Consider the following 13,964-nt stretch of genomic DNA (forward strand, 5'->3'; position numbering starts at 1 on the left):
ATGGCAACGGGTTCGGTCACGATCTTTCATAACGTGGTCTGGTCGCGCCACAAGGCTGTCGTTTTCTCGGCACTGCATACGATCTCGGCGGCGAGCCCGATCAAATATTCGATCGTTCAGATTTCCGAGACCGAACACTTCCGGCTCGGCTTTTCCGAGGTCGATTATTCATACCACCGCTATCCGATGCGCACGCTGTTCAACGGCTGCTACGAGGACGTGCCGACGTGGCGCATGATGTACCGTCTCACGATGGAAGTCCTGCGCACGCCGGCCGATCTCGTGGTGCTGCCGGGCTACCATCGGCCCGAGTACTGGGCGATGCTGCTTGCCTGCATTGCGACCGGCAAGCGCCGCGCGGTGTTCTGCGACTCCACCGGGCGCGACCGGCCGCGCCGCCTGCTGACGTCGATCCCGAAGCGAGTGTTTTTCTCCTTGTGCGACGGCTATTTCGGTTTTGGCGAGCGCAGCCGCGAATATCTGATGTCACTCGGCGCGAAACGTGAACGTATCTTCGTGCCGTGTCAGGCGGCGGCGTTACCGTGGTCGTTCGTGCCGGAGCGCGCGCTCGACGAGCGTCTGCATGCGCGCCGCAATCAGGACCCGGTGTTCCTGTTCGTTGGCCGGCTTTCGCAGGAGAAGGGCGTCGACGCATTGCTCGATGCGTTTGCCGCGATTCGCCAGCGCATTCCACAAGCAAAGTTACGCATCGTCGGCACCGGCCCGCAGGGCGAGCAGCTGCAGAATCGGGTGAACGAAAGCGGACTCGGTGAAGCCGTGTGCTTCGTCGGTAGTCTGCAGGACGAAGGGTTGTCGCGCGAATATTTCGGCGCATCGTGCCTGGTGCTGCCGAGCTTTAGCGAGCCGTGGGGTCTTGTCGTGAACGAAGCGCTCAGTCATGGCTGTCCGGTGGTGGTCAGCGACAACTGCGGCTGCGTGCCCGAACTCGTGATCGACGCCGTGACGGGGTACGCGTTCCGCTCCGGCGACGGCGCGTCGCTGCATCGCACGATGCTGAAGGCCCTCGAGGCGTTTGCGGATACGGAGAAAACCGCGCGCGCCTGCATGGACGTCATCCAGCGCTTCGATCCACCGAATGCGGCATCGAACATTGCACGAGGCTGCGCGGTGATGCTCGCAAGCTAGCTTGACGAGGCCGTGGTTGAAAAAATTGACACGCAGGCGCCGGCGCGCGCCGCGTGATGTGCCGAATGGGGATGGGTATGAAAATACTGATTGTTGGGCTCAACTACGCGCCAGAGCTCACCGGAGTCGGCAAATATACCGCCGAGATGGCGGAAGCACTGGTCTCCGAAGGTCATGAGGTGCGGGTCGTCTGCGGGCCGCCGTACTACCCGCAGTGGCGCGTCGCCGAAAGCTTCAGCGCCTGGCGCTATCGCCGCGAAATGCGCAACGGGGTGCGGGTGCAGCGGGTACCGCTGTGGGTGCCGGAAAGGCCCACCGGCGTTGCGCGTCTCCTGCATCTGGCGAGCTATTCGCTGACGTCGCTGCCGGTGCTAGCGGCGCAACTCGTGTGGCGTCCCGAGGTTGTGATGAGCATTGCGCCGAGCCTCATGAGCGCGCCTGCCGCCTGGCTCGTGGCACGTTTGAGCGGGGCGCGCGCGTGGCTTCACATTCAGGACTACGAGGTAGACGCGGCGTTCGATCTCGGACTCATTCAGGGCTCGCGTGCGCGGCGTGTCGCGCTTGCGATCGAGCGCTGGCTGTTGACGCGCTTCGACGTCGTGTCGAGTCTCTCCACCAGGATGGTCGAGCGCGCCGTCCTCAAGGGAGTCGATCCGCTCAAGGCGTACTGTTTGCCGAACTGGGTCGATACCCGCGCCATCGTTCCCCTCGTGCACGCCCGCTATTACCGCGAGCTGCTCGGACTCGAGAAGCGCAGTTTGCCGCAGACGGTGATTCTGTATGCCGGCAACATGGGATCGAAGCAAGGACTTGAAGTGCTGGCCGAAGCTGCGGTGCAACTTGCGGGGCGCACGGACATCAGTTTCGTGTTTTGCGGCAACGGGCCGGCGCGGGCGATGCTCGAAGCGCGTTGCATGGACCTGCCGAACTGCAGTTTTATGGCTTTGCAACCTGCGCGTCAGTTGAACCAGTTGCTCAATCTCGCCGACATTCACGTGCTGCCGCAACGCGGTGGCGCTGCGGATCTGGTGATGCCATCGAAGCTCAACGGCATGCTGGCGAGCGGCCGCGCGATTGTCGCGATGGCATGCCCAGGCACCGAGCTCCATGACGTCGTGGCGCCGCGCGGAGTGGTTGTGCCGCCCGAGAACGTCGGCGCGCTGGTTGAAGCAATCGTGACGCTGGCCGCCGATCCGGCACGTCGTGCAGCGCTCGGTGCAGCGGGACGCGAATATGCCGAACGCGCATTGTCGAGCACAAGCGTGTTCGGTGCGTTGAACAGGAAACTACTGGAGTTGTGTGGACGGGATAGCGCGGTGGTAAGCGGCGCTGAGGGCGCTGGTCCTGGCGGTGTCGTGCGAGGCCCGAACACGGGCAACGGTCTGGTACAGGAGAAGTTGGCGGCTGCACCGCTGGAGCCGACCCAGGTCGACTGAGCGTGATCGCCCCGCTGGACGCGCGGCTTTTACCAGGGCGACTTGTAGATTTCGCGTTGACCGGCACCGGCTGCTGCACCGCCGCCATAGAGCTGTTGTGTCGCCTTGCTGCTGCCGTAGAGCTGCTGTGCGGCGATATTCGGATCCTCGCTCAACACGCCTGTGGCGACGCCACGGCCCGCAGTGGCGGCATTGCCGCCAGCCTTGAGTCCTGGGGTGCCGGCGTTTGCGGTGCGCAGGGCAACACCGCCGGGCTGAGGCGTGCCGGGGGTGGCGAGCATATGTTCGACCGGCGTGACGCCACGGCCTTGCGGATTGGCCGCCGTAGCAGGAACGTTTTGCTGCTGGTCGTCGTCAAGCGTCTGTGCGCGGTAGACCTCGCCATACGCAGTCGGGCCGCCCAGTAGCGAGGCATCGTTAGTGCCGGGTGCAAACGCGGCCCGGTCGCCAGCGCGATTCGCAGCGGCAGCTGCGCCTGCTGCTTCGGCAGCGGGGGCGTTGCCGTAGGTTGCAAGCGACTGGCCATAGCTCGCAACGCAGGTTGCAGTGCTGGCCAGTGCGAGGGAGAAGGAGAGCGTGATGCGCAGGGCACGAGGTTTCATGGCAAGGCGTCCGGGGTACTACAGGTTGGCGGCACGCGCTATCGCGCTGCGTCATGCTAATGGTAGTGTCAACCGCGCAACGTCCCTAATAAGATGCCAGTCCAAAGCCGACAAAGCCTGTGCGCATCAAGCCAATCGTCGCTAGCAAGAACGAAACCTTGCGAGGACTGTGCCAATTTATTACGTAATGCTACAAGGCGAAATAGTGCCTGGCAGCGACGATGGACGAAGGTCCACATCGAGGTAGCAGCATGCAAGTGGAGCGCAATACTCAGATGAAACGCGACGAACTCAACGAACTCGATGCAGCGAGGGAATGGCAGGCGGATGCCGCAAAGGCGACGCCGGCGCTTTGCCCGGTCATCGATCTCAGCCTCGCGGGCAAGGGCAATTATGTGCGGCAGGTGAGCCGCCTGACCGAAGCGTTGTGGTTCGTGGTGGAAGCGTGCGTCATCAACAACAAGCTGGTGCCGTTCTCGGCGTTGCGCGTCACACTGTTGCGCTGGTTCGGCGCGAAGATCGGCCCCAACTGTCGCTTCGTGCATCCACTCCGCATCAAGGCGCCATGGAATCTCGAGGTCGGTGCGAACTCGTGGTTCGGCGTCGATGCGTGGATCTATAACCAGGCGCTGATCCGTATCGGCTCGAACGTGTGCATCTCGCAGGGCGTTTTTCTCACCGCCGGTTCACACGATTACGCCACCAACATGGATCTGCGCGTGGCGCCGATCGTGATTGAAGACGGTGCGTGGATAGCGTCGAAATGCGTCGTGCAGATGGGCGTGACGATCGGCCGTTCTGCGCTCGTGACGCCGCTTTCGGTGGTGCATCGATCGCTGGCGGCCAACGGTGTCTATGGAGGCAATCCGGCGCGATTTATCAAGCAGCGGTTTGCGCCACAACGCGTGCAGTAATGCGTGATAGCGCACACCGTTGTTCGCAATCCGCATGAAAGATAGATGGCAGTACTTGGCGTATTCGGGACCGTTCATCCCGGGCGACAGCAGACCGTATCGAGCGGCATGTCGACAGCAGTGCAGAGGTGCCTGAACACGTACCACTGAATGTCGCCGCGGGCCAGGTGGCGGCATGGCAAGTGCGTGTACCGCAAAGGTCCTCGGCAGTGCTCAGGAACATTGGGTGGCACGGCGTGGAGTGCCGGTACGGCGGCTGCACAAGAATCACGGGAGCGGGGATGTTCATCGACAGCCGGGGTGTGGAAGAGCGGTCGGTCATTAGGACCACCGTTTGCATAATCGGAGCAGGCGTAGCCGGTATTACGTTCGCGCTCGAAATGAACAAGCTCGGCATCGACACATGCCTGCTCGAGAGCGGCGGTTACAAGGCCGACGACGAAACACGCGACCTGTATCGCGGCGAGAACGTCGGCATTCCCTATACGTTCGCGGATGGCAGCCGCAGCCGCTTTCTCGGCGGCAGCAGCAATTGCTGGGGTGGCTGGTGCCGCCCGCTCGATCCCTGGGACTTCGAAAAGCGTGGTTGGGTCAAAGACAGCGGCTGGCCGTTCGGGCTCGAGGAACTGAAACCCTATTACGCGGCGACGCATGGCTTGCTCAAGCTCGGACCGCAGAATTTCGATCCGGCGTTTTGGGAGAGCTCGATCAACCGTTCCGATGTGCGCCGGCATCCGCTGCCGAGCGGCAACGTACGCGACACGATCTCGCAGTTCAGCCCGCCGGTGCGCTTTGGCAAACTGTACCGCGGCGAATTGCAGAAGTCGCACCATGTGCGCGTCTTCCTTAACGCCAACGTGCTCGACATCGACACGGATACCCAGGCGCAGAACGTTTCGCGCGTGCAGGTCGTCACGCTGAGCGGGCGCCACTTCGTGGTGACTGCAAAGATCTTCATTCTGGCCACGGGCGGCATCGAGAATGCGCGTCTGCTGCTGGCGGCCAACAAGGTGCAGGCGGTGGGTCTCGGCAATGGCCACGATCTGGTGGGCCGGTATTTCATGGACCATCCGCGCATCATGTCGGGCAGCATTCGCTTCAATCCGGCGTGGGCGCGCAACAAGCTCTACGACATCAAGTATCACTACCAGAACGACGCGGTGAAGGCTCACGGCCAGCATATCTCGTCGCAGTTCGCGCTGACCCAGGAGGTGCTCGAACGCGAGAAGCTGCTCAACGCGCGCGTGTGGTTCTATTCGATGTTCTATGGTGAGAACACCGATGGTGCTGAAGCACTGATCCGCTGCAAGCAGGCCTTGCTGAAAAAGGACCAGCCGGGCTGGAGCCTGCGCCGCGATATCGCCACGATGGCGTTGCATCCGGTCGAGGCTGGCTGCTTTGGCGCGGCGCGCCTGTTTCAGCCGCGCGCGCTGATCACCGACGTGAAGTTCCAGACCATCGTGGAGGCAGAGCCGAATCGCGATAGCCGCGTGACCTTGTCGACGCAGCGCGACCGTCTCGGCATGCAGCGTGTGAAAGTGGACTGGCAGTTGACGGAACTGGTGAAGCGCACCTTCGACCGCACCAACGCATTGCTCGCACAGGAGATGCAACTGGGCGGGGTGGCGAGCGTCTCGCTCGATGCACCGCTCGAAGGGCGGCCATGGCCGGAACAGATCGAAGGCACATGGCACCACATGGGGACCACCCGCATGCACGATTCGCCGCGCCAGGGTGTAGTGGATCGCGATTGCAAGGTGCATGGCATTGCCAATCTGTACGTAGCCGGCAGTTCGGTGTTTCCGACCGTGGGCGCAAATTTCCCGACCATCACGATTGTGGCCCTGACGTTGCGGCTCGCCGAACACGTGGCGCACGCGCTCAAGGGCCGCGAGCCCGGGCTGCAGGCGAACCTCGCTACGCTGACGCAAGCGCCGGCGGCGGGTGGGGAACTGGTGGGCGAAAAATTGCCGTTCGCAGCCGAGGTGCGGCCGTTGGGCGAGGATCTGCTGTTTCTGGCGAAGAAGTGAGGAGAAGCGCGGGCGCCCGGAGTTGGGGCGCGCGTGGGGCTCTGGGCTTTGGCGACTATGCTTCGGTAACCTGACTAAACCTAACCTTGCCCCAGCGCTAGCGGCGAACGCTCCTCTGCGCCTTGCTTGCGGCGGCCCTGCTGCAGCACACGCAGCAGATCGGCCGACATTGCATCCACCGTGAAGTGCTGCTCGAAGCAGTGCAAGGCCTGCTTGCGCATCTTCTGCGCATCGGTTGCGTCGAGTTGCAGCCAGCGGGTGAGGCTGGCGAGTGTGCCTGCAACCGTATCAGGCGCCACGAAGCCCGCACCATCCGCTTCGACTTCGCGCCAGATATTCACCTTGTCGGAGATCAGCGCTGGCAGGCCACAGGCGAGCGCTTCGGCCACAGCAATGCCGAAGTTCTCCTGGTGTGACGGCAGGACGAACGCATCAGCGGCATAGAACGCCCCCCACTTTCGATCGTCCTGCAGCATGCCAGTCCATGTGACGCGGCTCTCGATCGCGAGTTTGGCACTCAGGGTCTTCAACGTCGCGTTCCACTGGCCGCCGTCCGGGCCGGCCATCACAAGATGTGCCGCTGGATCGAGATCGCGCGCCGCGGCAAACGCCTGCAACAGCAGGTCACAACCCTTCTTGGGATGGATACGGCCGAGGAACAGGATCAACCGCTTGCCGCGCAGGGCCGGATAGGTCGCGTAAAACGCTTCGCGCAAACTTCCCGCGTCGGCGGGCGGCCGGTTGGTCCCGAACGCGACGACTTCTTCATTGACCCGGTAGAGGCGGAACGATTCGCGCGCGAGGCGACATTCTTCCTGGGCGGTAAACATCACACGCGTCGCATCGCGCAAGACCCGGTACTCGGCCCACGGCCAATAGAGGGACTTCTTGAGATGCTTGAGCGGGTAGGTGCGCTTGAACCATGGATCCAGCATGCCGTGCGGAAACACGTAATACGGCACGTCGAGATGCCGCAGTGCTTTCCAGGCGGCGTAGCCGTGGTACTGCCATAGACCGTTGACGATCACGGCATCGAATGAGGCAGCGTGTGCCTTGAGCCACGGCACCAGCTTCGGCGTGAGGCCGTACGAGCCTCTGGCGGGGCCGAGTGCATGAACGGGGAGTGGGAACGATTCGAGCCATGGCGCAGACGGGTCGTCGACAGTCGCGACTTCAATCCGATGGCCGAGCGCTGTCATGTTCACGCCGCTTTGCCGCACGCCTTCCGTGGGACCACCTGCGCGCGGGTCGAGCGTCGACAGCAAATGCAGAATCTTCATGGCACCGTATTCCCCCCAATTATGGTTTCGAATATAGCAGTGCACATTCGCGTAACCGCCTCGCGAGGCGCAAGGCGGCTAGCCTTCGGCGTGAATCGACTGCTGCCTTGGTACGTCTTCGCACACGGGTGTTGGAGTTCGCCAACAGTACACACAATGGCCGTGAAAGCCGTGATGTTGGCGGATCAAACCGTATCCGTCACAAGAAGATAAGAGGACGGATCGCGGAAACACGTTTTGAACACGTCAATTCCGTGTCAGGGGGAAAAATCATGCGCTGGTTTGGGACAGAAAATAGCAAAGGGCCCCAACGCTCGATCGAGCTCGATTTCATTCGGGGCATTGCGATCATTGCGGTGATGGGTTTTCATTTCCACAGCGTACAAACGGGCAGTGCGATTATCGCGGCCATCGAGTATCCGCTGAAGAGTTTCGGCCGTGAAGGGGTCAACTTGTTCTTCACGTTGAGCGGTTTCCTCGTGGGTGGGCTGCTGCTCAAGCAGTATGCCAAGGTGGGCCACATCGATGCGCGACGCTTCATTATCCGGCGGATCTTCAAGATCTGGCCCGCCTACTATGTGCTGATCCTGTTCCATGTGCTCTCGGGACGCCATCCGGCCAGCACTTTCCTGGTTCAGAATCTCACGCATATGCAGAACTATCTGGGCTCCTCGATTAGTCAGACGTGGAGTCTGGCGGTCGAAGAGCACTTCTATCTGTTTCTGCCAGCACTCCTGATGATCGTCGCGGCGCTCAGACTGCGGGCGAATGCGGTCATCGCCACGCTGCTGACCATCTGCGTGATCGTACTGGCGGCGCGCTGCGCGGTGGTCGCGAACGGCAATCTGGATGCCGCGTTCTTCTACACGCAATACCGCATCGACAGCCTGCTGTTCGGCGTGATTCTGGCGGCGGTGTACTGGATGAAGCCGGAGCTTTATCGCCGCCTGGCCGCGCACAAGAAAACCCTGATAGCGCTGGTGCTGGCGCTTGTTGCATGGCTCGTGCTCGCCACGAAGAACATTCCGCTCGACGAGAGCATCGGTTACACGATCCAGGCGCTCGGCTTTTGCGCGTTGATCGTGCTGACCATCGAGTACTCGCAGAAGCTGCGCGAAGCATGGCTGTTCCGTGCGGTGGCGTGGATCGGCGTCTACTCGTACGGTATCTACCTGTGGCACTCGCTGGCGCTTGCACCCGGCGACATGTTGATCCGCAAGTTCGCCGCATTGCATGTGCCGGCCATCGCCGCATGGGCGCCGGTGCTGATCGCGCAGTTTGCGATTGCGATCGTGATCGGCTATGTGACGACGCGCGCCATCGAGTTCCCGTTCCTGCGTATCCGCGATGCGATTTTCCCGGCTCGCCGCAAGGGCGCGAAGGGCGAGGGCATGCCGGAGGAACTGGAAGTGCCGGCGGTCGGCGGACAGGTCTCGTAACAGAGGAACCCCACTGGCAGGCATTGCTTAGGGGTTCTTCGCTTAAATCCCTGCTCAGGGAACTGCTCAAGGAGCCACTTATGGGCGTGGCACTGCCGCCTGAGTGGGCAGTGAGGCCGCGCCGCGAGTCTGGCGCGCCGACGACACTTGAATCGCGGACTGCAGCGTCTGCTTGAAGTGAGCCAGGGTGTTGCGCTCGAGCAGATGGCCGTTCGATGCGCCCGGCCTCACCCAGATGGAATCCAGCAGCGTGTCGAGAGCCTGATTGATCGAGTCTGGCGTGAGATCGTCGATCACCGGGCCCAGTTCGCCGTCCCGGCAAAACCAGCCAATCAGTCCGTCCGCTGTGGCGATGACCGGCCGCCCTGCGCGATACGCCTGCACCAGCACGCCGCTCATGCCGTAGTGTCCTTTATAGCCGAGCCAGATGATGTCGCAGGCCGAGAAGAGATCCTGTTCGGCGTCGCTGTCGATGAAGCGGTCGAGCACCACGGGCTCGGGGCTCAGTTGCGCGAGCGCGTCGCGCAGAGGCGCTCGTGCGTCCTTCTCCTGGGCGCCGGCGATCACCAGCGTCGGTGCGTCCTCTCGCGCAGCCAGCGCCTCGATGAGCTCGAAGATGCCCTTGCGTTCGCCGATCGAGCCATACACCAGCACATACTGCCCGTAGCCGGGCAGACCGAGCCGCTCGCGGGCGAGCCACGGGTCGCCAGGCACGGCATCAGGGGAGGGGTCGGCGAGATACTGCACCGGCGCAGCGCCGGGTTCAGGATGGCTCGCGCACCAGTCGGAGAGCGTCGGGTCGATGGTCAGCAAGGTTTTCAGGCCGCTTGTCCGCACTGCGCGGCGAAATAGCTGCTCCTTGATGGCATTGACCAGCGGACGGCGCGGTGCGCGCACGCCAGCCTCGTGATGATGGAAGGCCGCACGCATCGTGATGCCGATCCACGGTGTGTTGCCGAACGGTGAGCCGAGAAATGGCAACGCATAAAAGAAGTAGTCCACATACGGTACGACTGCCAGCACCACGCGGTACTCGCGGCTGACGGTGCGATAGATGTGCTGGAAATGGCGGAAGTAGCGCACGTAGCTCACTGAGCTGAGGCTCGCGCGGCTCGCTTCGGCAGGCGGGTCGACGAAGGTGATCTGCAGGTCCGCGTTGCTGCCGGTGCCGTTGTCGTTGCGGTTACCGGCGGCAAGGCGTTGCGCAAGCGGATGCGTCGCGTTCGCCGAGGCGGTCACGATGACGCACTGGTAGCCGGCTTCGACACACGCTTGTCCGGCCCACTCGGCATAGCGCCAACGGTGTCCGGAGAAGTCGGGTTCGATCACGAGGATAGTGTCTTTTGTCATACCCCGAAGGTAGCGAAAAACATTGTCACAGGCCTGCGCGGGGCCGATATCGGCTAGGAGATGGCGGTCCCCGCATAAACAGCCGCGTTACCGTGTCAGGCATGCTGTAGCAAATACTAAAGGGGAGGTCCGCTGTGAGATCGATCAGGGTTCCGCTTGTCTCGATGAGGCCTGCTTTCAATAGCAGTGCGGCGACCTGGGTCCTGATCCAGCAGATTGTCGTACGTGGCCTCGTGGCGATCAAATTTCTCGCGATTGGACGTCTGCTCGGACCGTCTGCGATCGGTAGCGTCAGTGTCGCGTTGCTCGCGGTGGCGATTGCCGAGTCCCTGAGCGATACCGGCCTCGCCCAGGCCGTGGTGCAGGCGAAGAGCACGCCCACTCGCACGGAACTCGGTGCGGTGTGGACGACGCTGACCACACGTGGCGCCATGATTGCGCTGCTGTTGATCGCGCTTGCACCGCTCATGAATTCGCAATTCCATCTGGGCGGTTCGCTGTTGCTGTTGCAACTGGCCGCTGCGTTGCCGCTGATCCGTGGCCTCGCCTCGCCAGCATATTTCATGCTTCAGCGCGAGCGGAGTTTTCAGCAGCTGGCTGGCGTCGAAACCTCAGCGGCGTTTACCGATTGCGCGCTCGGACTCGCGTGTGCCTGGGCGGGTACAGGTGCTTACGCCATGTTGATCGGCATGATCGCCGGAGAGACGCTGAAGACGGCGCTGACGTGGACCACGATGTCGCCACGGCCGCCGGTTCGTCTGTCGTGGCACGGCATTGGTCATTACGTGAACTTCAGCCGCTGGATCTGGGCGGGCAGTATCGTCAACCTGCTGCTCAACCAGTTCGACAAGGTGCTGGTCGGCAAACTGCTTGGGCCGGCGGCGCTGGGCGCTTATCAGATGTCGTCGAAGTTTGCGCAGATGTTGCTCGCGGACGCGGCCATCGCCATGCAGCAGTACCTGTTTCCGACCTTTTCCGCCCATCATCGGCGCGAGGACGGCTCGGCGCAAAAGCTGTTTGTGCGCTACTTTGCCATCGCTACGGTTGGGCTGGTGCTTCTGGTGCTCGTGTTGCGCGCCGTCGCCGGGCCGCTGTTCATGTTCGTGCTCGGACCGGCCTGGATGTCTGCGGTACCACTCTTCAGGATCTTTGTCATCAACATGGCGATCGGCTCGCTCATCGCCGTGCTGGTTGCCTACGTGCGTGCAATCGGGTTGCCGAAGGTAGCGACCCAGGCTGCGGTTCTGCAGATCATCACGCTCGTCATCACCGTGCCGCCTGCGACGCACTTCTGGGGCGTCACGGGTGTGGCGTGGTCCATGACAGTGGGTCTCGTCGGCAGCGCCGGCTGGATGTTTTACCGGAGTGTGAAGAGGACGTGATGCAGGTTTTTGAGTGCCCACGTGTCGTCGACGGGGCGCAGGATCTCTGGCGAAGCGGTGCCTGGCGATCGCCCGCGGGATCGAAGGAGTGATCGCATGAGCGCACATTTTTCACATGCTGCGAAGCAGGGCGTCACGCGCAGTGTGTGCAGCGGTTACGAACGGCTAGCCAGTCGACGCGCCGGTCCTCATGGCGGGACGGCAGCACCTCTTCACGGGAAGAGCGGCATGAGCATCAAGGTGACACGAACGGCGCTTCCGGAAGTCAAGATCGTCGAAACAGACCTGTTCTGCGACGAGGCGGGCAGCTCGTTCGAAACATTCAACGCCGACGAATTCGCCGAGTCGGTGGCCGGTGGCGTCGAATTCGTACAGGACGATCATTCACGCTCGAAGTGCGGCGTGTTGCGTGGTCTGCATTACCAGATTCACCGCCCGCAGGGCAAGCTCATGCGTGTAGTAGTGGGAGACGTCTTCGATGTGGCGGTGGATGTCCGCCTTAGTTCGCATACCTTCGGAAAATGGATCGGCGTGCATCTGAGCGCAGCCAACCGCCGGCAAATGTGGGTGCCGCCCGGATTCGCGCATGGCTTCGTGGTGATGTCGGATATGGCCGAGTGCCTGTGCAGGGCAACCGACTACTGGTATCCCGAACACGAGCGCAGCATCCTGTGGAGCGACCCGGATATCGGCATCGACTGGCCGATCGAGTTTGCGCCCATCCTCGCGCCCAAGGACGAAGCCGGCAAGCGGCTGTACGAGAGCGAGTTTTACGCGTAGGCAGGCATTACGCGTAATCGCTTCTGCTTCTGTCTCGTCGCCAGGCTGCGCTATTGCATGCCCGGCATTCCGGACGAGCCCGGCACACGAGTCACCCCGGGCACACCAGGCAGGTGCGGCATGCCCTTCACACCCGTGACGCCCGCGTTCAGCCTGGCGCGCGCAACGTTGATCGGCATCGCGCGGCGAGTGCGTGCTACGTGCATCCGATGCAGGTGCGCGTGCATCGAGATCATCAGGCCCAAGGCGACACCGAACACCAGCCCCGCAAAGCGTGGGCCGAGCGGATTGCCACCTATCGACGTCGCCGGCAAGGCCGCCACCATCAGAATCGCGCGTCCCATCACCGGCAGGTACAGTGAATTGGGTGCGACTGCCCGCCATTTTCTGTAAGCGATGCAGCAGCGGTAGAGCGAGTAGAGCAGCGCTAACGGTAGCGCAAGACCGAATACGATGCCGCCTGCGAACAACTGGTAGACCCAGAAGTTGTGCCCGGCGAACCACTCGTGGATTGCGTAGAAGTCCTTGGCACTGATCTGTCCTGCCAGATCCGGTAAATACGACGGAGAGTAGCGGTAATAGTGTCCATAGCCCTTGCCGAACAGCAGCGAATCGGGCGAAGACGTGATCTGGTCATACTGATCCTTCATTTCAGCCAGACGCGTTATCGTGGTGGGATCTCTGCCCGACTCGGTCGCCTTCGATGCGGACATGCGGATAGTCCAGTGTTCGGCGACGGTCGGGAAGAACGAGGCTCCGCCTGCGATCACCGCACCGCAGATGACGGCGACGAGCGCCGCGCGCAGCACTGCGCGCATCAGACGATGGATCGACGGCGCACCCAGCCAGGTCGCCAGCATGAGCAGGAGCAGTGTGCCCAGCATCAGGCTTCGCGTAACGCTTAGCAGTTCGATCACCACCGTGATCATGAAGATGAAGATAGAGAACTTGGTAAAGCGCTTCGCAATGACGAATTCGTGGAGCAGGGCAGCCTGAAGGACCAGGAAGGTGGGGGAGACGATGCGGTAGCGGACGTCGTCGAGACCGGTGGCCGTGGTTTTCATGCCGTACACCAGCGTGAACAGCAGACAGAGGACGTTCGCCCAGAACAGGGCCTTCTCGATCTGCCCGATGCGTTGTTCGTGCCAGGGATGGCACATTACCCGGTAGCCGAGCAGGAACAGCAGAAATGGCAGCAGAACGCGCAGGTAGTTGCCGAAATCGTTACCTTCCAGCAGTTGCGGCACGATGCTGCCGAGGACAGTCACCATCACCGCAACGCTGACGATCGAACGAAGCTTGGCCTTGCGTGCAAAGCGTGGTGCAATCAGTTCGAGGACGAAGCCGGCGCCTAGCACCGGTATGACGAGCAGGATCTGCGCGAGATGGCTGCGCGCGTCGTCGGCCGCCTTGTAGTCCAGCGCGAGCGGCAACAGGAAGATCCATAGCCAGAACGAAGTGAAGAAATTGCGCATCACGGGCTCTCTCTTGTTCCACATGGATCGCCCCGGCAGATGGTATTTGCCATGACCGTATCCCCCTTTTTTTCTGAATATAACAGTGGGTACCCCGCCATTCGGACGCGCGGCGTCAAACGACTAATTT

At 62.1% G+C, this 13,964-nt stretch carries 11 protein-coding genes; 7 read left to right on the forward strand and 4 right to left on the reverse strand.

What is annotated here, in order from left to right:
• Together P3T20_RS18300 and P3T20_RS18305 are read left to right on the forward strand one after the other, a co-directional pair.
• Window positions 1–1,146: a glycosyltransferase family 4 protein gene (locus tag P3T20_RS18300; protein WP_074265093.1), complete on the forward strand. Its 1,146-nt coding sequence runs from the start codon at window positions 1–3 to the stop codon at window positions 1,144–1,146.
• A 77-nt stretch (window positions 1,147–1,223) separates the two neighbouring features.
• The gene (locus P3T20_RS18305; RefSeq protein WP_074266119.1) at window positions 1,224–2,582 is read left to right on the forward strand and encodes a glycosyltransferase WbuB; all 1,359 of its coding nucleotides are present in this window, start codon (window positions 1,224–1,226) and stop codon (window positions 2,580–2,582) included.
• Between the two features lie 29 nt (window positions 2,583–2,611).
• On the opposite strand, the gene P3T20_RS18310 is transcribed toward P3T20_RS18305, so the two are convergent.
• Window positions 2,612–3,184 (reverse strand): hypothetical protein, encoded by a 573-nt coding sequence (locus P3T20_RS18310; RefSeq protein ID WP_074265092.1) that lies wholly within the window; start codon window positions 3,182–3,184, stop codon window positions 2,612–2,614.
• A 275-nt stretch (window positions 3,185–3,459) separates the two neighbouring features.
• Here P3T20_RS18310 and P3T20_RS18315 point away from each other — a divergent pair, with 275 nt between their 5' ends.
• Both P3T20_RS18315 and P3T20_RS18320 read left to right on the forward strand, forming a co-directional pair.
• Window positions 3,460–4,098: a putative colanic acid biosynthesis acetyltransferase gene (locus tag P3T20_RS18315; protein ID WP_074266118.1), complete on the forward strand. Its 639-nt coding sequence runs from the start codon at window positions 3,460–3,462 to the stop codon at window positions 4,096–4,098.
• A gap of 281 nt (window positions 4,099–4,379) precedes the next feature.
• Window positions 4,380–6,128 (forward strand): FAD-dependent oxidoreductase, encoded by a 1,749-nt coding sequence (locus tag P3T20_RS18320; RefSeq protein ID WP_074265091.1) that lies wholly within the window; start codon window positions 4,380–4,382, stop codon window positions 6,126–6,128.
• Between the two features lie 80 nt (window positions 6,129–6,208).
• Here P3T20_RS18320 and P3T20_RS18325 read toward each other — a convergent pair whose 3' ends face one another.
• On the reverse strand, window positions 6,209–7,408 hold the full coding sequence (locus tag P3T20_RS18325; RefSeq protein WP_074265090.1) for a glycosyltransferase: 1,200 nt from the start codon (window positions 7,406–7,408) through the stop codon (window positions 6,209–6,211).
• Window positions 7,409–7,680: 272 nt separating this feature from the next.
• Between P3T20_RS18325 and P3T20_RS18330 the strand changes: the two genes are divergently transcribed.
• Window positions 7,681–8,847 carry an acyltransferase family protein gene (locus P3T20_RS18330; protein WP_074265089.1) on the forward strand — a complete coding sequence of 389 codons (1,167 nt, stop codon included), beginning with the start codon at window positions 7,681–7,683 and terminating at the stop codon, window positions 8,845–8,847.
• Between the two features lie 78 nt (window positions 8,848–8,925).
• Here the strand turns inward: P3T20_RS18330 and P3T20_RS18335 are convergent, their stop codons facing one another.
• Window positions 8,926–10,197, reverse strand: coding sequence for a glycosyltransferase family 4 protein (locus P3T20_RS18335; protein WP_074265088.1), 1,272 nt, complete (start codon window positions 10,195–10,197; stop codon window positions 8,926–8,928).
• Window positions 10,198–10,331: 134 nt separating this feature from the next.
• Between P3T20_RS18335 and P3T20_RS18340 the strand changes: the two genes are divergently transcribed.
• Both P3T20_RS18340 and rfbC read left to right on the forward strand, forming a co-directional pair.
• Entirely contained in the window at window positions 10,332–11,579 is a 1,248-nt protein-coding gene (locus P3T20_RS18340; protein WP_074265087.1) for an oligosaccharide flippase family protein, read from the forward strand.
• A 228-nt stretch (window positions 11,580–11,807) separates the two neighbouring features.
• Entirely contained in the window at window positions 11,808–12,359 is a 552-nt protein-coding gene (gene rfbC, locus P3T20_RS18345) for a dTDP-4-dehydrorhamnose 3,5-epimerase (RefSeq protein WP_074265086.1), read from the forward strand.
• Window positions 12,360–12,409: 50 nt separating this feature from the next.
• Here rfbC and P3T20_RS18350 read toward each other — a convergent pair whose 3' ends face one another.
• Window positions 12,410–13,858: a hypothetical protein gene (locus P3T20_RS18350; protein ID WP_143787525.1), complete on the reverse strand. Its 1,449-nt coding sequence runs from the start codon at window positions 13,856–13,858 to the stop codon at window positions 12,410–12,412.
• Window positions 13,859–13,964: the final 106 nt, after the last annotated feature.

This window comes from Paraburkholderia sp. GAS206C (assembly GCF_050435645.1).
Classification (GTDB): Bacteria; Pseudomonadota; Gammaproteobacteria; order Burkholderiales; family Burkholderiaceae; genus Paraburkholderia; species Paraburkholderia phenazinium_B.